This window comes from Cernens ardua (genome assembly GCF_051251085.1).
Classification (GTDB): Bacteria; Pseudomonadota; Gammaproteobacteria; order Pseudomonadales; family Halomonadaceae; genus Cernens; species Cernens ardua.
This window is the reverse complement of record NZ_JBPCZH010000006.1, coordinates 38,157-55,599: the sequence shown is the minus strand read 5'-3', so window position 1 is coordinate 55,599 and position 17,443 is coordinate 38,157. Positions and strand designations below refer to the sequence as shown.

Annotated in this window: 17 protein-coding genes; 10 read left to right on the top strand and 7 right to left on the bottom strand. The window is 47.9% G+C overall.

The annotated features are described in order from the left end of the window. Positions 1-43: 43 nt before the first annotated feature. Both LMG33818_RS10750 and LMG33818_RS10745 read right to left on the bottom strand, forming a co-directional pair. Positions 44-775 (bottom strand): phosphatase PAP2 family protein, encoded by a 732-nt coding sequence (locus LMG33818_RS10750; RefSeq protein ID WP_442323391.1) that lies wholly within the window; start codon positions 773-775, stop codon positions 44-46. A gap of 230 nt (positions 776-1,005) precedes the next feature. After that, a complete protein-coding gene (locus tag LMG33818_RS10745) occupies positions 1,006-3,957 on the bottom strand; it encodes a valine--tRNA ligase (RefSeq protein WP_442323549.1) in 2,952 nt (983 codons plus the stop codon). A 304-nt stretch (positions 3,958-4,261) separates the two neighbouring features. On the opposite strand from LMG33818_RS10745, the gene LMG33818_RS10740 reads away from it, so the two are divergent. Next, on the top strand, positions 4,262-5,110 hold the full coding sequence (locus LMG33818_RS10740) for an oxidoreductase (protein WP_442323390.1): 849 nt from the start codon (positions 4,262-4,264) through the stop codon (positions 5,108-5,110). 231 nt (positions 5,111-5,341) lie between these two features. Next, positions 5,342-6,358 carry an AI-2E family transporter gene (locus tag LMG33818_RS10735; RefSeq protein ID WP_442323389.1) on the top strand — a complete coding sequence of 339 codons (1,017 nt, stop codon included), beginning with the start codon at positions 5,342-5,344 and terminating at the stop codon, positions 6,356-6,358. A gap of 249 nt (positions 6,359-6,607) precedes the next feature. Here LMG33818_RS10735 and LMG33818_RS10730 read toward each other — a convergent pair whose 3' ends face one another. The 5 genes from LMG33818_RS10730 to LMG33818_RS10710 all read right to left on the bottom strand — a co-directional run bounded on the left by LMG33818_RS10730 (position 6,608) and on the right by LMG33818_RS10710 (position 12,112). Next, positions 6,608-7,060, bottom strand: a complete 453-nt coding sequence (locus LMG33818_RS10730; protein ID WP_442323388.1) for a DNA polymerase III subunit chi — start codon at positions 7,058-7,060, stop codon at positions 6,608-6,610. A gap of 347 nt (positions 7,061-7,407) precedes the next feature. Then, positions 7,408-8,148, bottom strand: coding sequence for an OmpA/MotB family protein (locus LMG33818_RS10725; protein ID WP_442323387.1), 741 nt, complete (start codon positions 8,146-8,148; stop codon positions 7,408-7,410). A gap of 59 nt (positions 8,149-8,207) precedes the next feature. Further along, positions 8,208-9,389 carry an anti-phage protein ZorA-like protein gene (locus tag LMG33818_RS10720; RefSeq protein WP_442323386.1) on the bottom strand — a complete coding sequence of 394 codons (1,182 nt, stop codon included), beginning with the start codon at positions 9,387-9,389 and terminating at the stop codon, positions 8,208-8,210. Positions 9,390-9,588: 199 nt separating this feature from the next. Continuing rightward, a complete protein-coding gene (locus tag LMG33818_RS10715) occupies positions 9,589-11,103 on the bottom strand; it encodes an HrpF/NolX family T3SS translocon protein (protein ID WP_442323385.1) in 1,515 nt (504 codons plus the stop codon). 142 nt (positions 11,104-11,245) lie between these two features. Then, the gene (locus LMG33818_RS10710) at positions 11,246-12,112 is read right to left on the bottom strand and encodes a hypothetical protein (protein ID WP_442323384.1); all 867 of its coding nucleotides are present in this window, start codon (positions 12,110-12,112) and stop codon (positions 11,246-11,248) included. Between the two features lie 131 nt (positions 12,113-12,243). Here LMG33818_RS10710 and LMG33818_RS10705 point away from each other — a divergent pair, with 131 nt between their 5' ends. From LMG33818_RS10705 to LMG33818_RS10670, 8 genes are all read left to right on the top strand, one after another. After that, positions 12,244-13,497: a hypothetical protein gene (locus tag LMG33818_RS10705; protein ID WP_442323383.1), complete on the top strand. Its 1,254-nt coding sequence runs from the start codon at positions 12,244-12,246 to the stop codon at positions 13,495-13,497. Positions 13,498-13,605: 108 nt separating this feature from the next. Beyond that, complete coding sequence (locus LMG33818_RS10700) at positions 13,606-13,815, top strand: hypothetical protein (protein WP_442323381.1); 210 nt, start codon at positions 13,606-13,608, stop codon at positions 13,813-13,815. Positions 13,816-13,986: 171 nt separating this feature from the next. Next, a complete protein-coding gene (locus LMG33818_RS10695; RefSeq protein WP_442323382.1) occupies positions 13,987-14,493 on the top strand; it encodes a hypothetical protein in 507 nt (168 codons plus the stop codon). Between the two features lie 208 nt (positions 14,494-14,701). After that, complete coding sequence (locus LMG33818_RS10690; RefSeq protein ID WP_442323381.1) at positions 14,702-14,911, top strand: hypothetical protein; 210 nt, start codon at positions 14,702-14,704, stop codon at positions 14,909-14,911. Positions 14,912-15,000: 89 nt separating this feature from the next. Then, positions 15,001-15,411, top strand: coding sequence for an EscI/YscI/HrpB family type III secretion system inner rod protein (locus LMG33818_RS10685; protein ID WP_442323380.1), 411 nt, complete (start codon positions 15,001-15,003; stop codon positions 15,409-15,411). Between the two features lie 16 nt (positions 15,412-15,427). Further along, positions 15,428-16,156: a type III secretion system inner membrane ring lipoprotein SctJ gene (sctJ, locus tag LMG33818_RS10680; RefSeq protein WP_442323379.1), complete on the top strand. Its 729-nt coding sequence runs from the start codon at positions 15,428-15,430 to the stop codon at positions 16,154-16,156. An 81-nt stretch (positions 16,157-16,237) separates the two neighbouring features. Beyond that, positions 16,238-16,771 carry a hypothetical protein gene (locus LMG33818_RS10675; protein WP_442323378.1) on the top strand — a complete coding sequence of 178 codons (534 nt, stop codon included), beginning with the start codon at positions 16,238-16,240 and terminating at the stop codon, positions 16,769-16,771. A 30-nt stretch (positions 16,772-16,801) separates the two neighbouring features. Next, the gene (locus tag LMG33818_RS10670) at positions 16,802-17,395 is read left to right on the top strand and encodes an HrpE/YscL family type III secretion apparatus protein (protein WP_442323377.1); all 594 of its coding nucleotides are present in this window, start codon (positions 16,802-16,804) and stop codon (positions 17,393-17,395) included. Positions 17,396-17,443: the final 48 nt, after the last annotated feature.

Genomic DNA, 17,443 nt, shown 5'->3' with positions numbered 1-17,443 from the left:
CTTAAATGGTCACGCTAGGTTTGTGATGAATAGGGGCTTGGCCTTAGGAGGCTCGCGGGGCGAATAACCTGAAATGGACCAGAATCTGCTCCAGCTTTTCAACGCACGCAGGCCCCAAGGGCGTCATTAACCACCAGGGAAGAAGTATCAGGGCGATGGATAGCGACCCCATCCAGACATCCATGAACCAATGTGCGCCCACCATAATACGGGGCGCACTTAACAGCACGACCATCAACAATGCGGTGACTTTCCAGCGTCGTGTTGAAAAACGCAATATGAAGGCCGCAAAAATCATTAACATCATTCCATGGTCACCTGGAAAACTGGATGACGCCATATCTTTCGTTGAAAAGCTGACCAGCTGCGTCAAATGATTATAAGGTACTCCGGCTGCACGGAAGACATAAGTGGGGCTGGGGTGTGCATAAAAGTGGTTGATGATTTTGTGATTGAAAAGGGCCACTACGACAGCGGTTACCACCATCATGACACCCACACTGAACCAGTGGGCGACTCGATCCGCACGCGGGTCTTCTCGCATGGAGAGGAACAGTACCAGCAACATCAACAAAAAGGATATGACATCGTAGTACCGTGTGTTCAGCGCTGCCATTAGAGTATCCCAGAGGGGGTGCGCAGGCGTATAGGTCGCATTGAAGCCGAAAAAGACGGCGTTATCCAATCTTGGCCACAGCGGCAATACCGTTTGCAGCCAGCTGAACAGGATGGCTAGTCCAAGGATATTCAGCAAAAGTATTCGGGGGAGTCGCATGGGCTATTCCAGATATGAAACCGATGACGTATAAACAGAAAAGTGAACTCCCTTGGGCAATTCACAATGCCTTACCGTTGAAGGATACGAGCATCAGCATATGGCTGAAAGGCTTCTGAAACAAACGTGAAGGGTATTGATACAGAAGTCATTAAGATCGGGTATCCGTTTCCCTGCTCTTTACTATCAACCAGAAAGTTGAGCAGGGAACGTCATATTTCAAAGATACCCTAAAGTGAAGAAATTTTTTCGTACTGATCGTCAAGCAAGGTCAGGGCTTGTTTGGCCTCTTCAAGACGGGCGCGCTCTTTCTCCACAACAGCAGCGGGGGCCTTGTCCACGAAGTTGGCATTGGACAGTTTGCCTTCGATCCCCTTGATTGACTTCTGATGCTGTTCGCGTTGCTTATCAAGACGTGCCAGTTCAGCCTCTTTGTCGATCAAACCCGCCATGGGAACACGGACTTCCAGACTTCCTACATACCCCAACGCAGAGGGTGGTATATCCGTTGCGTCGGCAAATTCGGCACTTTCCAGCTTGGCAAGTTTGGTAAGCACGCGATGGTTTTCTTCGAGGCGGCGACGATCGGTTTTATCTCCCCCACAGAAGAAGAGGGGTAAGGCCTTGCCGGGTGAGATATTCATCTCGGCACGAATATTACGGACAGCCACGATGACGTGCTTCACCCATTCGATGTCATCAATAGCCGTTTGATCGATGCGTGACTCATCGGCTTGCGGCCAGGGTTGAACCATGATCGAGGCGTTCGCTGTCACTTCAATACCTGCCAATGGCGCGATACGTTGCCAGATCTCTTCTGTAATAAAGGGCATCATCGGATGCGCCAGACGCAAAATGGCTTCCAGTACACGTACCAGTGTTCGACGGGTACCGCGTTTCAGTTCGCCACTGGCTGAATCGTCCCATAATACGGGTTTGGACAGCTCAAGATACCAGTCGCAGTATTCATTCCAGACGAATTCATAAAGTGTTTGCGAAGCAAGGTCAAAGCGGAATTCATCAAAGTGACGTGTTAACTGGGCTTCCACCTGCTGAAGACGTGAAATGATATAGCGATCCGCACGGCTAAGCTCAACCTGTTCACCATTCGCTCCACAATCCTGATCTTCAGCATTGGATAGCACATAACGTGCCGCATTCCACAGTTTGTTACAGAAGTTGCGGTAACCATCCAAACGACCAAGGTCAAACTTGATATCGCGCCCGGTAGAGGCCAGAGAAAGATAGGTATAGCGAAGGGCATCGGTGCCGTGAGGCTCGATTCCCTCAGGAAATTCCTTGCGAGTCGCTTTCTCGATTTTTTTTGCCAACTGTGGCTGCATCATATTGCCGGTACGTTTCTGAATCAGCGTGTCCAGATCAATACCGTCAATCAGATCGATAGGATCAAGTACATTGCCTTTCGACTTGGACATTTTCTGCCCTTGTGCATCACGTACCAACCCAGTGATATAGACCTTCTTGAATGGCACTTCATTAGTGAAGTGCAAGGTCATCATGATCATTCGGGCAACCCAGAAGAAGATGATATCGAAACCGGTCATCATCACATCGGTGGGATGGAAGGTTTTCAATGCTTCGGTATTTTCGGGCCACCCCAGGGTTGCGAAAGTCCACAAGCCCGAGCTGAACCAGGTGTCGAGTACGTCTTCGTCCTGCCGCAGCGTTAGCTCTGAAGAGAGGCCATGCTTTTGGCGCACGTCTTCTTCGTTGCGACCCACATAACAGTTGCCTTGATTATCGTACCAGGCCGGGATGCGGTGCCCCCACCACAACTGGCGTGAAATACACCAGTCCTGAATGTCCCGCATCCATGAGAAGTACATGTTTTCATAACTTTTCGGGACGAACTGGATATCACCATCTTCAACAGCCTTGATCGCTGGTTCGGCAAGCGGGGCAATCGAGACGAACCATTGTGCAGTCAACATTGGTTCGATAACCGTACCGGAACGGTCCCCGAAAGGCTGCATGATTACCTTGTCTTCAACCAGTGGTTGTCCTTCCGCATCGGTAACGGCAAAGCCTTCCGCGGTGACGGCGTCAACAACTTGCTTGCGTGCCTCATAACGGTCGAGTCCACGGTACTCATCAGGAACCAGATTGATGTCGCTGACATCACCTTTTTCACGGTGCCCATGCGCGATAGCTTCAGCCTGTTCGACACTTTCGTTGTAGGAAAGGCCATCCGACCGCATATGAGCGGTCAGATCCATCAGTTCATACAAGGGCAAATCATGGCGCAGGGCGACCTCATTATCGTTGAAGTCATGCGCTCCGGTAATTTTTACTGCACCGGAACCGAAATTGGGGTCCGGATGTTCATCGGCAATGATGGGAATCTGGCGGCGCTGCTCTTTAGGACCTACAGGAATAATCGCGAATTTTCCGACCAGTGCCTTATACCGTTCATCAGAAGGATGAACGGCAATGGCACCGTCTCCCAACATTGTTTCGGGGCGAGTGGTCGCAATCGAGATGTAGTTGCGTGTTTCGCGCAGTACCACGTTACCATCGGCGTCTTTCTCGATGTATTCGTAGCTTTCACCGTTGGCCAGAGGATATTTGAAGTGCCACATGTGGCCGGGCACTTCCTTGTTCTCGACTTCGAGATCGGAAATGGCCGTGTTCAACACCGGGTCCCAATTCACCAGCTTCTTGCCACGGTAAATCAGCCCTTGTTCATGCAGACGAACGAAGGCTTCCAGAACAGCATTTTGCAAGCCGTCATCCATGGTGAAACGTTCACGTGACCAGTCGACGCTGTCTCCCAACCGGCGCATCTGACGTGTGATATTGCCACCTGATTCCTGCTTCCATTCCCAGATCCTTTCAATGAATGCATCGCGGCCCAGGTCATGGCGACTTTTGTTTTCCTCGGCGGCTACCTTGCGTTCTACCAGCATCTGGGTAGCGATACCGGCGTGATCCGTACCCGGTTGCCACAGGGTGTTGTAGCCTTGCATACGTTTGAAACGCACCAATGTATCGCGCAGTGTGTCACCAAACCCATGACCCATATGTAGACTGCCTGTGACGTTGGGGGGAGGCAGCATCAGCGAAAAGGGCGTTCCCTTGCCTGATGGGGCGAACAGGCCTGCCTGTTCCCAGCGATCATACCAACGCTCTTCCAACTGCGCTGGATTATAGGTTTTGTCCATAGGTTCCATGCGGCGACTCACGATCCATTAAAACGAAAAAGATAAAAAAAGAGCAGGGTAAGCGCCCAGATCATCTGAGCAGGGCCCTGTTAATAATGCTTACAATTATACGCATCTTGCACGCTTGTGGGTATTCTTCTCGCCAAGAGGTAGGTGTTATTACCCTTTTGCCTTGAAATTTTGTCTTTCTATACCGATAGAGACTACATTGGTATGCGTATTAACGGATGCTCAACACATTTCATGAATGGCAACAGTGCCCCATGGAATGAACCCTACAACACATTAGTGTCTGGAGAAATTCATGAGCGACAAACAAAAGCGCGTATGGCTAGTGACAGGATGTTCTACAGGATTTGGCCGTGAGCTGGCTAAACAGCTAATTGAGCGAAATGAAAATGTGGTCGTTACTGCACGTAAACCTGATCAGATCGCCGACCTTATTCAAGGCCACGGGCATCATGTACTAGGGCTTGAATTGGATGTGACCGATGCGTCCTCCATCGAAAATACTGTTCGCCAGACGTTATCTCGTTTCGGCCGTATCGATGTGTTGGTCAATAATGCAGGTTATGGCTATCAAAGCTCTATTGAAGAGGGCGATGAGCGGGAAATTCGGGCTCAGTTCGATGCCAATGTCTTTGGTTTGTTTGCGCTGACACGTGCGGTATTACCGACGATGCGCAAGGAGCGTAGTGGACATATCCTGAACATCACCTCAGTGGCTGGCCTCGTTGGGTTTGCCGGTTCAGGCTATTATGCTGCCACTAAACATGCCGTTGAAGGCTTTTCCAGTGCTCTTTCTGCTGAAGTGGATCACCTGGGTATCAAGGTCACATGCGTAGAACCCGGGCCTTTTAGAACGGATTGGGCCGGCCGATCATTGCGCCAGACCAAAACCGCGATTCACGAATATTCTGACACCGTGGGTAAGCGACTTGCTGCTACGTCTGATGGCAGCGGCAAGCAGGCAGGCGATCCAGTCAGAGCGGCTAGTGCGATGATCAAATTGGTCGATGAGCCGAATCCCCCCCTGCATTTGGTATTAGGCAATTTTGGTGTGGATGCGGTGTCAAAACGACTACATGAAACGCTCAGAGAAATTGATGATTGGCGTGAAGTGAGTATTGCTACCGATTATCCCAAAGAGTAAAAACGTTTTAATCGAATGAGGATGAGATGAGCCCCAACATAGCGTAGGCAGCCCTCTTTTCTTGTTTCAGACTTGTTTTCTGCTCTTGGCGAGGGATATTCGATGGCATTGATGATTAAAAAGGTGTCAAATACTGCCTCTAAATATTTCTTGTCATGAATATACTGCTGATTTTGGGGTTGTTGATCACATGTATTCTATGAACAATTTTAACTTTACGAAGACGCTTACATGACCTTGAAACCGTTGCCTGTCTCGCGTGTTGAATTGGCCAGTCTGTTATTGATGGCGATCACACTGATACTCATCATGCCTTTTCACTTGCTGGCACCTTTATTGGCGGGCCTGCTGGTTTTCGAGGTCATCAATAACCTGGCTCGTTTTATCGAAACACGCGTATCGTCGCGATTCGGTCGCCCGTTGGCCGTGGCTGTTCTGGTGATTGTTGTGCTAGGTGCATTGGGAGGGATCTTCACGGGTGCCTTCAATCTGATTTTGCATGAAGTCAATGATCCAAGTGACCGCTTGACACAGTTGCTGAACGTGATCGACAAGGCACGCAGTCAGTTGCCGAGCGTCATCACTAATCACCTGCCCAGTTCATCGGCTGATCTTTATCAAATGGCCCAACATTGGGCTCGTGAACATGTCGGCCAATTACGCCTATGGGGTAGGGAAACCTTGCACCTGCTGGTCGCTATCCTGATGGGTATGGTGTTGGGGGCAGTCGTTGCTGTCATTCCTTCGCCTGACAAAAGCACGATGAAACCACTGGCCAGGGCTTTGCAAACCCGTGTTGAGCGGTTGGCCGATGCATTTCACCGCATAGTTTTTGCTCAGATCAAGATATCTCTGGTAAACACTATCCTCAGCGGTATCGTGCTTTTGGTGATAATGCCGCTGGCAGGTGAACACATTCCCCTTGCCAAAACACTGGTACTCCTCACGTTCGTTTTCGGGTTGCTTCCGGTGATTGGCAACCTGATCTCGAATGCGCTTATCTGCGTGGTTGGCCTTTCCGTCTCTATCTGGATCGGGCTCATCCTGTTGGTGTACCTGATGCTGATTCACAAGCTTGAATACTTGCTCAACGCCAGGATAGTAGGTGGACGTATCAGTGCGAGAGCATGGGAATTATTGCTGGCAATGTTGGTCATGGAGTCCATATTCGGATTGGGTGGACTTATCGCCGCACCGATTTTCTATGCCTACCTCAAGATCGAGCTTCGCAATTACGAGCTAATTTGAAAACAGGGTATTTTATTGATTTGCTCCTCCACTTTTGGTCCTCCACTACAGAAAAACCATGCGAGGGCGATGAAGGGTGAAGCACTGAAGTGAGCGAAGTTATAAACGGGGCGTTATAAATCGACCGCTATAAATGGGTCGTTATAAGTGGGTAGTTATAAAAAAAGGGCAGCGTAATCGTGCGCTGCCCCTTTGTCTCTCAGGCTCGGCAAACATTCCTGCTGGCCTTGTTACCGATAACGTATCTGCTTATTGCGGTTTTATCTGGTGAGCCTTGACTGGATACCCGCGCTGTTTATATAGCTGCCAGCATGCCCGTTTGTCATTCAGTACCTGTTGATTCTGATTGATTATCTCGGCGACACGTTCGAAACGGGAAAACCACTCCGGTACATCAGGGTGCAGGTTGAGCATTACCTCTACGCCCATCGGGGGAGCCTCATGCCACCCTATAGCCACTGGCGTTTTCGCCTCTTCCTTGTCGGTGTCTTTCAGCGTGCCTCCCGTCAATGTGTGGGGGACAAAACTTTCAGGGCGGAATATCCATAACTGATCATCAAGTGCCCGCGCTGCGGCTTCATCTTCGCAATGGATATAAAGCTGGTAGCCTTTGCGATAGATGGTCTCCGCCAGCTTACAGGCGAATTCAAGCCGAGCCTCGACAGACGTTTGAGACAAAACGTAGAAATCAATCTGGGTCATTGTGAAGGGTTCCGCGTGGCGCTGTATTACTCGAATCTGAGATATCTACACTGATATGGAACATGCCAGGATGTGCTCACCTGGCAACGACGTATATAGACTAACATCAGGATTGGCTGGAGACAGAATTTTTATATCTTGCACTGCCATTTTCGTCTTTGAGAATAGCCAGGGGAGCGACATCAGGTTATTCATTACTCTTTAAAGCAATAATAATCTCAAGCAGCTATAAATGGCAGCCTGGCTGTCATGGTGTGAGCAGATATTTGTCGATGTTGTCTTTTAACATTTGGGGGGAGTATACGTGGCTCCATACAATAAATGTATCGTCCGGGAAGGGGTACAATTCATGATGCGTCCGGGAGTGGACATTCTCCAGCCAGTGTTGATGTAGGTACTGGAGTAGGCCGATGTTCCCCTACACCCAGGAAGTCGAGTCGCATCTCTACGCGGCGACTTGCCTCTGCAGTTGGCTTGGTATCATTTGAGGAGTATCCACCCACTAGAAAGAGATCTCGAACCTGTAGCTTCTGATTGTCATTAAGCAGATTCGGGCCGGATGTTGACATCAACGTGCATAAAACACGTTCACTGCGTTGCAGACTCAAATTGAGGTTGCTGAGATAAGTCCCTTTCCTGTCAGTGAAACCTTCAACGACTACTCTTTTTATTACATCCTGGCCTGCTTTGTTATTTGCTTCTGATAAAATAACAGGCACGAATTGCCTGAGCAGGCCTTCCTGTTCTGAAGTTAATGCTGAGCTGGCAAAGTTAAAGCGAGCTCTGTCGCCAAAATCAATGACCCCGTTATTTTGATCAACAGTAACACCGTTATACTGTTTGGCTGCTTTTGCAATGTGCTCCATAACAGTCTTTATTTCCTGTTGATGTTCACCTTCCAGTTTTTGCTGCTTTTGTTCCATTTGTTCATGATGGGAAACATGGCTAGTAACGACATTCAATGTTATTGCCATGAGTATCAGGAATAGCACCATCAAGGCCGTCATCATATCTGAATAGGATATCCAGAAAGGTTTCTCCGCTTCGTCCCTGGACCCACGTTTGATGATGATACGATTACCCAGCATGATTATTTACCGTCGGTTGATAATAATTCCGTCCGCATAACACTGTATGTGATAAAGCTTCATACATCGTTGTTTTGAGTACGGCTATGGATAGGCGTATCAGATTGGAAAATATTACTCTCCGATTCATAGGTACCATCCATCATGTGACTAATTCGTGTATCGATCTGCTCCAGAGATTTAAGTGTTACCACTACCTGCTCAATACTATCTACCGTTTTTTGGTTTAGTTCATTGAGACTGTTTAGCTGCCTACTGAAAACATTGTCCAATTTATATATAAAATCGGTCATCACTTTCTGAAGTGATTCATTATTATTGGTATCTGCGCGCTGATATTTGCTCATGAATTGCAGCGTATTGGCAATGTGTTGCAGGGTAGGGTGTAAAGCATCCTGCACATTTTTGTTTATGGAAGCTTCAATGGCCTGATTACCCGTATTCAAGGATTCACGCTGAGTGTCCTTGAGTTCGCGTAATGTACTTCCGAGTTCGGAAATCAACTGATCCTTGAAAATATCAAACTGGAACGACGATTTGTCCGAAGCTTGCACTAGTCGTGACAAGTATTCTTCACCTACTCCGGAAATAAAGTTCTGATCCACACGCTGAGCAATATTTTCCGTTCGCTTGTACAACGATGACATTAGAAACTTTTCAATGAAGGTTACGATCATTGCCAGTGTGATCGCAAAGGCCGATATGGTGAACGCACTTGATACCAGGTGCATCAGGTTTTCGAGGCTATGGCGTACTACGTCAGTGTTATTGCTTAGCGTAAAGTGTTGTAGACCCGTTATCAGGCTGGTAAATGTCCCAATAATACCGATGCCGGTAAAAATACCCGGGAAATGCTTGAAGAACTCAGTCCCAACGCGATGATCGACAACGGCCTGGGTACTAAAAAAAAGCTCAGCAGGGACAGTAGCGCGTATAGTCGCACTTCTTGAACCGTTCACATCATCGGTGGACTGAGTATGAAGCGTCTTTTGATATTCACTCCATAGATGCGACAAGTGCGCATCGACCGAGAATATTTCCTGATATTCACTGGGAGTGATAAAAGTACTGCCATGCGTGTTACTGGAAAGCCCCCCCAACTGCTTATCTATTTTTTTCAGCAAAAATACATAAAAAGAGGCTCTAGCAAAGAAACACAGGGAGAGAATCATGAGTATGAGCAGGCAGATGCCAATGTATGCATGCTCTGACAGCGCTGCGAATAACATACTTATATACACTCGCTTTTTTCTCCCTTCATTACGTTTTCTATCTCTAACAAGCGATGATCAAATAACAAAACAGCAGGATGATGAATACTGTCCCAAACTATCCCCGGTCAAATATTCAACATCCCCGGCCATTACTTCCTTAACCCTTGTTTCTATATCTTTTCAATATACTGTTCTCACGTCTTGCGTCAAAGAACGATTCAGAGCATCAGGATTGAGCATATACTGAAGAGACACCTTGATCATCATAGGAAGAAGAATCGTCACTGCCTCCCTGAATTTGATTATCAATGGCGGATTCAGCCTGGTTCTCTCCCTCATCAATACCTTGCTTGAGGCCTTCCTTGGCAATCGAAGCGGCGCCTTTGGCAGCCGTCGAGCCTGCGCCTAGCGCTGCATCTGTTGCAGCATCAATACTGGCATCTGCCAATCCGCCGAGCTCTTCACCGCCGGGGATGATGAACGAGACAACAGCAAGGGCTGCTTCTCCCAAACCTTCAAGGAATTTTTTGAAGCCACCGCCTTTTTCTTTTTTAGCATCGGGTTGAGTTTCCTGTCCCGTTTCCATATCACTGGCAGAGGAGGAATTAAAGCCCCCTCCCAGAATGGACAGTGTATCCGGAGCAGCCGTCTGGTCTTGAGTGTGTTTCATGAATGCAGCCAGGTCACCCTTGCTGATATTACCATCGTTGGCTACATCCCATGCATTCCCTCCGGCACCGTGCTTGCCGTTATCCAGCATCTCGAAGAGCATGGAGTGGGGTTGAGCCAACAACGTTGCTGCATTTCTTACATCCTGGCTATAACTACTGTCATTGGCGATATCATCCAGTTTGCTTTTGGTAATGCCACCATGCTGGAAGAAAATATCCTGATTGTTTTGTAATGTCTGTAAGGCTTGCTGCTCCTGTGGTGAAAATTTCACTTGTTGTGCAGCCAGATCAGACATTCGGTCAGTGGAGATCTTGCCGTTTTTGGCGCCATGAGTGAAAGCGCTCCACTGAGCGGGATGGTTAACAAAATACTGGGCAGCGGTCTGTAATTGTGGGGGAGCCTTGTCACCTTTCTGAGTGCCGTCTGCAATTTTCTGCAAAGTGCTGAGATCCAGATTTTTTGGCAAGCTTTGCGAAAAGTTGAAAAGCTCTCGCATGGCATCATTTTCGCTCATTTCACGCGGCAATGCCCCGGGAGGTGCATCAGACGGCACATAGTTATGCGTATAGCTTTCAGCTTCACTGCTCTGAAGCTTTTGCGCTGCCGTATCTTTCTGCATCATGGCATGAACATCCTTGGAGCTGAATTTGCCATCCAGATGTTTACCGCTTTGGTCTCCCTTCTGGTTCCCGCCATCCAGTTTCGCGAAGTAGGATGGATTGTTCAGTACTGTCCGAAGTGCTGCTTTTTCATCGTCGGGCGTATTCTTGTCTTTCAGGATCTTTTCAAGTTGTTTTTTATTGTCACCATGACTGCTCAACAACCCCAAATGGCGATTAAGCACTGTCAGCACTTGAGCAAAGGACATTTGCCCCTGAGTGGTTGCGCTTCCTGATGTAGTGCCTGAATTGCCAGATGAGCCCGACCCCAACGCACTGTTCAAGTAATCATCGGGTGACATACCAGCACTGCCGCCAGAATGACCTGAAGAACCGGTGGAAGAGGGCAGAGTTGTCGGCGTAGGTGTCATTCTTGTCGTGTTCACAGCTGCCGCAGGATCAGTTCTCATTTTAAATCTCCGGAAATCTGGATACCTACGCTCGAGTGAGCCACCCTCGGGCGTGTTGTAAATATCGTCGGGTTATTATTCTGTAAAACCGTGGTTAATATGCTTGTCACTGAAATAGGGCTATTAAACAATTCCAGTTGCCTTACGCATTACCAAAAGAAGCATATAATTCATTGGATGTTGTCCCGCTCATCGGATTATTGCCTGCACTATTGCGATCATCGTCGGGATGAATATAGGCACCGTTCATACCCAATTTATTTTCAAGGAAATCACCCGCTTCTTTCATCGTCGCTGTGGAACCATCGTACCAACCGGCGATGGTGGCATTTCCTGCCGAGTCATGGCTCACCAGATTCGAAGGCGCCTGAGCCGCTATGCTGGTGTTATCTCCCTTGTTCAGTCCCTTGCCATCGCTGATTTTGATGGAGGCATTACGTCCATCAATGTAGCTCACGTCAGGGAACTTCATTTTGCCGTTGGCATCGGCTTCGTACTCGAGACGACTAGCAGTCGGCAGGAATTTACCGTTTGCACTCGCCTGGCTGACGACACCCGCTTCACCATTTTGATAATGAACACTGGCAGTTTGGCCAGGTTTGATGGTGATTTTAGCGGAAGGGTCGGTCGTGGATTCGCCATTCTTGAATTTGCCGATGGTAATGTCATGGTCCTGCGTATTCTTGATGTGAATAACATTGGGACCCGAGCCGATACTGCCTTGCGATGTCTGATTGCTGGCGGTTGTTGCAGGAGCGGCCGATGCAGCAGATGCCGTGGTAGGTGATGGGGATACCGTTTTATTTATTAATGAGGGCGACTCGGGGGCTGGCCGGGAATCAAAGTTGATGGAGTCGGGCGAAGAAGGCAACATGCTGGATGCACTCCCACCCTGAATGCCACCACTCTGTTCTGTACCTTCAATTTTCTGCTCGATTTGCTGCAACATCGATTCCAGTTGCTGGAGTACCTGGGCAACATTAGTCCCTGATCCATCAATCTTTTCCATACCACATTCCTCATAATATCACTGTAAATAAGAGAGTCGGTGATCACGAATAACGCCGAAGAATGCGATGTAGTACAGATGCATTTATCTGATAGGTAAGCATCCGCAGGGGCGACTTATTCACGTTTTGTATGATGACTCTCAGGGTAGAGATGTTTTATGTGTGGCGTTTTTCTGTAGATTGGTTCCATTCAATTGAATTAAAGGCAGGAAAAATAATTATCGAAAAAAAATGGAACCGTGAGGAGCTCTTCTGTCACTTAGCATGTGTGAGTGAAGGAAAAGATAGGATGGTTATTGTTGGATATGACCGCCTTGATTCGAACCTGGTTAAAGCTGTTCATATTGTAACGCCAAAAAGAATGGAACCGTATCTGGATAGATGGCACTCACATAATACGAGTGAAGGCTTTAATGACGATCCTATTGTTGATGTAAAACAATTTCTAAACATCGGAGAGGACTCCATCGTGACAATTGAACATTATCATTTTCATGTTCATCACCATCATCATGCTGATGAACCAGAGGCGCTTCCAAAAACGAAAGCAGAGCCAGAGGCAGAAGAGCCGAAAGCCAGTGGTAGTGGCGTTGAGGTTAGTGCTTCACCTGCCAGTGAAAGTGAATCGGAAGGCGCTGGAGTGAGTGGTAGCAAACCTTCAACAACTCATGGATCCAGTGAAGCACCTACTTCAAGTGCTGAAGAGAGTGGTTCAGATAGTTCTGGTTCTCTTTCTGGGCTGGGAGCGCTTTTCGGATCACTTCAAAAAGGGTGGGGAGAGGTAGGAGATGCTGCCGATACGGTTGGGTCTGCTATCAATGCAGTGAATGAAATTCGTGATTTTCTCGATGGTAATTCTGCTACAGACAGCACTTCCTCGAATGGGTCGTCAAATGATGCAGCTGGTAACTCTGGTAATTCCAGTCAGTCTGCAGGCGGAACCGCTGATAATCAAGATACTGTTGGCAAGATTCTAAGTGATATCACTGCTTTGGAGGCACTTTTTGGTGACTCTAATAATGCTGACAAGGCCTCAGCAAATACGGATTCCTCCAATCAGCAGCTCTCTCAGACTGACGGGCTGGCCTCTTTGCCGATCCAGAATAATCCAGAGGCGCAGGGCATAATTAATATTCCAGCGAATTCTGGTTCATTTGGTGTCCCCAAAGATATTGATTCAAACTTGCCATTATTGAATCAGCCGCATCATAACGAGGGTGGGCTGGCAGGAATATTGAATGGTCCACAAGGCCCCGGTCCTGTTATTGGGCCGAATCTTGGTGGAGCGCCTCATGAGCCATTGTTGGCCACCAATGGTGGTCAGAGTTCAACCACCACGACTACCACAACCACCACGACTACCACTACTTCAACTGAAGTCTGAATATAATTTGTTTTCAGTTGATTGGGTATAAAAGTGTAATTGAAGATAACGTTCGTTGAGTGCTGGGTTAATAAACCCATTATATCATCTTAAACAGGAGTAACGATCATGTCAGACGTATCTGCAACTGGTGCTGGATTTAAAGCGGCCCTTCAGGGCATTCAGCAAGAGAACGAAGCCACCACAATCGAGCAGGCTCAAAACTCTGCTCAGCTGCAGAAGCAGCAGGCTGAGCAGGCCATCATGACTGAACAAATGACCGATAACAACAAAGCGTTTAGTGCTGTCACTAAAGCTGACCAAAGCATCAGTTACTAAACTCGGCTCCGCTACATATCCTGGGTCTACTTGGGTGGTGCTCGCAGTGGGTTGATTTAAGATTCATTGCGAATGAAAGTGCCTCTGTAGACCCGGTTGCAGCTAACTGAGTGTTTGTTTTGGGTAAGAAATAGTGGGTGCCAATCATTTCAAATGCTTAGGTGAAATGTAATGAAAATTCCTGCAGGGATGGGGGAACTTCTCCACAAATTCAGTCAGCATTATGGGTTCTCTGGTGGAGATGAGGCCAACAGGTATAATGTTATCAATGATGCCTACAGAATCTACAAAGGCGATAGTCGAGCAGATATCATAGGCGATACCATCTCATATTTAACTTCAGCCAGCGATGATAAAAAAGATAAACATGCATCTCCGGATCTTTCCAGTTTAGTTGGAACAATGAAACCGCCCCATTTGCAGGCGAAGGGGCCGGTCGATGTGTCAGCACAGCCGTTTCCCAGGTTTCCCGAGCTCAAGGAGCCGTCACTAGCGCCACTTGCTGAATCTGTTCGTGGTGATATTGCCCCAGGGCATTCTAATGAAATCTCCAGTCAAGCTAACCTGGATCAGTTGTTGACAGCTTTTCGTGATGATATTGCTCCAGGGCATTCTAATGAAATCTCTAGTGAAGCCAACCTGGACCAATTGCTGTCAGCTTTTCACAAGGGTGAGTAATAGAAGTGCAATCGCGGTACGTTAGTATTTTCGCAATAATATGCTGCGATGTGTGTGATGAGTGGTGAAGTGAACGATTAATATTTCCCGAATTTGCTGATGACTTGCATTTGGTCTTATTTGGGTTTTATTACATGGACAGGCTTGCTAATGTGCTATCAGTTCCTGTCAAGTTCTTAATGTGTTGATATAAACAGGAGTAATAACTATGTCAGACGTATCTGCAACCGGTGCTGGATTTAAAGCGGCCCTCCAGGGTATTCAGCAAGAGAACGAAGCTACCACGATCGAGCAGGCTCAAAATTCTGCTCAGCTACAGAAGCAGCAGGCTGAACAAGCCATTATGACCGAACAAATGACTGATAATAACAAGGCGTTTAGTGCTGTCACTAAAGCTGACCAGAGTATCAGCTACTAATTCACTGACGATGCTATTGTCAGTCGGATAATTGGCTTTGGGTCGCTATCGATTCTTCGATGGCGGCTTTTTCACTTTCTGGAGTAATTATGGCTATTAATCCATTGGATGCAGCATTGACACAAGGCATCAACCCTCAGTCACAATTAAGTGATGTGGTGGAAGAGGGGATGGATGGACGCCCCTTGGCGCCCGCTTCCAGTGATGTTGATTTTTTCAAGCAACAATTGGACGGTCCTCTTTCTCCACAAGAGAGTGCTGCCACTCCGTCTGTTTCTGGTACTGGCAAAGGCAATGCGATCACTGCCATGCTGGACTCCTTTAATGATTCCTCCAAAGAAGCAGAAGCCAGCTTGCAAAAGGCGTCACTAGGCACTACCCCGGCTCAGATTGTCGATAGCATGCGTAAAGTCTCTTCATTTGATCTGCAATCACGGTTATTGGCCAAAATGGTAGGCGATGGCGTGAAGGGCATCGATAAACTGACCAATATGCAGTAATGGAGCGGTGTGCAGGATGAGGAAGTTGTTTCTGTATGTGCTGTCATTCCTGTTGCTGGCAGGCTTGTCTGCTTGCAGTGGACGTTATCCGCTCTATAGCCATCTGGACGAAAACAATGCCAACGACATCGTTGCCGCGCTTGAAAGCCATGGCATCAATGCTGAGCGTGAGCAACAGGGAAGTAGCATCGCGGTAACCATTCCTTCGGGCAGTGTTCAACAGGCGGTTCAAATACTCAATGCCTATGGATTGCCCAGAAAAGAATCCGTAGATCTGGGTAGCATGTTCCAGCAGGATGGCATCATGTCGACGCCTTTCGATGAAAAGGCGCGTTACATATACGCACTTTCACAGCAGCTGGAATCAACACTGGATCAGATTGATGGTGTTGTTACGGCCCGTGTACAGGTTGTTCTTCCTCAACAGGCGGCTCCCGGTCAACCTATTGAACCCGCCTCAGCTTCAGTGTTTATAAAGTATCGTTCGCCCCTGGATCCTGATGTACTCCGCCCTCAGATTTTACAATTGGTGGCTACCAGCATTCCCGGAATTTCTGATGGAAATCGCAATCTTTCGGTCGTGTTTGTCAAGGCTGATCCGATTTCAATATTGAATCAACAGGAAAAAAACAGTAACGCATCTGTGCATGCACCGCCGGCTCATGGTCATGGAAGTATCTGGTTGTGGGTAGGATTGGGTGTGGTAATAGCAATTGTGGTCATAGTGAGCGTATTGACGTTCTAGTGCCATACACTGTTCAGGTTAAAGATGAGTGAAATAAAGAGGCGGGTAATTTTCCGGGCAAAATGAGGTCTATGGAAGGCAATGCGTGAACTGGACTGGATCAATTGGTGGGCGACCCCATGGGAGAAGGCGCTGGAGGAGTGGTGGCCTCCCTTGCTCAAAGCTCTGGATGCGGCTCAGTTGGAAACTCTGCGTACGGTGAGTCCGAACAGCTTTCTTCGCGCATTTGACATTACACCCTACTTTCCTGACCAACCCAATAATCTGGTATTGCGTTTGGTCAATATGAATTCAGAAGAGTGGACACATCTACACCACCTGAGTTTGGCGGTATGTTCTCCCTCCAAACCCTCCCCTCTGTCCGAGGGGCAACGTATCTGGTGTGAGCGTTTTGCCAAGGGGGTTAGACCCGGGCGCTGGTTGAATGAAGGGGATGATCCTTTCTTTCTGCTGAAGTTATGGTTGAATGAGCCTGCCTGGGAGCGTGTTCGGCTTGTTCTTCCTCGTGAGCATGTTGCGTCTCTGGAGTCTCTCGTTCCTGCAGAAGAACCGAGCAAAAGGCAATTGCGTATTTTTTGGGAATCATTGATCTGGCGTGTATTGGGTACAGAATGACCGCCTGCCTATTCATGATCATGGATATATATGTTTGTTAAAAGACATTTGAATCTCTCCCCTTCTGGTGACGGGCTTGTTCCTGCTTATATAAGGCGTGAAGATCTTCTTGAGAGCGGTGTTCTGGAAGATATTCGCCAGTCAGCACAAGAAGAGGCAGAGCAGATACTCGCTACAGCAAAGGCTGAAAGTGATCGATTGCATGAGGAATTCGAGCAGGTGTTTTCCCGACAGGTGATCAATGTCATGCAATCGCTGAAAAATCAGCAGGTCAACATTGTCGCGAATGTTGAACAGTATGCAACCGACGTGGTGATTACTGTTCTGAGCCAGCTTATGCGTGATGTTGATATGCCGACACGTATGCTTTCCATGATCAGGGAGTTGTCATCCAGGCATGTCCCCTCTGCCGATCTGGTTCTTTACTGCCACCCGACGGTTTATAGTGACGTCAATGAGGTTGTCAGGAAAATAGGCAGCCATCTTTTTTCAGTTGCCGAGGATGATTCGTTGTCGGTCGACGCATTAAGAATGGCGACGGATTTTGGGCAAGTGGATATTTCGTGGAAAGCATTCTGCGACGCTGTTTTGGCAAGTATCCAGACTGCCAATGTGCAGGAGTGAATGAGGAGTCGATATGGTTGGAAAGATGCTGGATTTCTGTATGGTTTT

What these genes read in the sequence shown, in the direction of transcription:
- LMG33818_RS10750 (WP_442323391.1), bottom strand. Translation starts at nt 775, where the DNA reads ATGCGACTCCCCCGAATACTTTTGCTGAATATCCTTGGACTAGCCATC.
- LMG33818_RS10745 (WP_442323549.1), bottom strand. Translation starts at nt 3,957, where the DNA reads ATGGACAAAACCTATAATCCAGCGCAGTTGGAAGAGCGTTGGTATGAT.
- LMG33818_RS10740 (WP_442323390.1), top strand. Translation starts at nt 4,262, where the DNA reads ATGAGCGACAAACAAAAGCGCGTATGGCTAGTGACAGGATGTTCTACA.
- LMG33818_RS10735 (WP_442323389.1), top strand. Translation starts at nt 5,342, where the DNA reads ATGACCTTGAAACCGTTGCCTGTCTCGCGTGTTGAATTGGCCAGTCTG.
- LMG33818_RS10730 (WP_442323388.1), bottom strand. Translation starts at nt 7,060, where the DNA reads ATGACCCAGATTGATTTCTACGTTTTGTCTCAAACGTCTGTCGAGGCT.
- LMG33818_RS10725 (WP_442323387.1), bottom strand. Translation starts at nt 8,148, where the DNA reads ATGCTGGGTAATCGTATCATCATCAAACGTGGGTCCAGGGACGAAGCG.
- LMG33818_RS10715 (WP_442323385.1), bottom strand. Translation starts at nt 11,103, where the DNA reads ATGAGAACTGATCCTGCGGCAGCTGTGAACACGACAAGAATGACACCT.
- LMG33818_RS10710 (WP_442323384.1), bottom strand. Translation starts at nt 12,112, where the DNA reads ATGGAAAAGATTGATGGATCAGGGACTAATGTTGCCCAGGTACTCCAG.
- LMG33818_RS10705 (WP_442323383.1), top strand. Translation starts at nt 12,244, where the DNA reads ATGATGACTCTCAGGGTAGAGATGTTTTATGTGTGGCGTTTTTCTGTA.
- LMG33818_RS10700 (WP_442323381.1), top strand. Translation starts at nt 13,606, where the DNA reads ATGTCAGACGTATCTGCAACTGGTGCTGGATTTAAAGCGGCCCTTCAG.
- LMG33818_RS10695 (WP_442323382.1), top strand. Translation starts at nt 13,987, where the DNA reads ATGAAAATTCCTGCAGGGATGGGGGAACTTCTCCACAAATTCAGTCAG.
- LMG33818_RS10690 (WP_442323381.1), top strand. Translation starts at nt 14,702, where the DNA reads ATGTCAGACGTATCTGCAACCGGTGCTGGATTTAAAGCGGCCCTCCAG.
- LMG33818_RS10685 (WP_442323380.1), top strand. Translation starts at nt 15,001, where the DNA reads ATGGCTATTAATCCATTGGATGCAGCATTGACACAAGGCATCAACCCT.
- sctJ (WP_442323379.1), top strand. Translation starts at nt 15,428, where the DNA reads ATGAGGAAGTTGTTTCTGTATGTGCTGTCATTCCTGTTGCTGGCAGGC.
- LMG33818_RS10675 (WP_442323378.1), top strand. Translation starts at nt 16,238, where the DNA reads ATGCGTGAACTGGACTGGATCAATTGGTGGGCGACCCCATGGGAGAAG.
- LMG33818_RS10670 (WP_442323377.1), top strand. Translation starts at nt 16,802, where the DNA reads ATGTTTGTTAAAAGACATTTGAATCTCTCCCCTTCTGGTGACGGGCTT.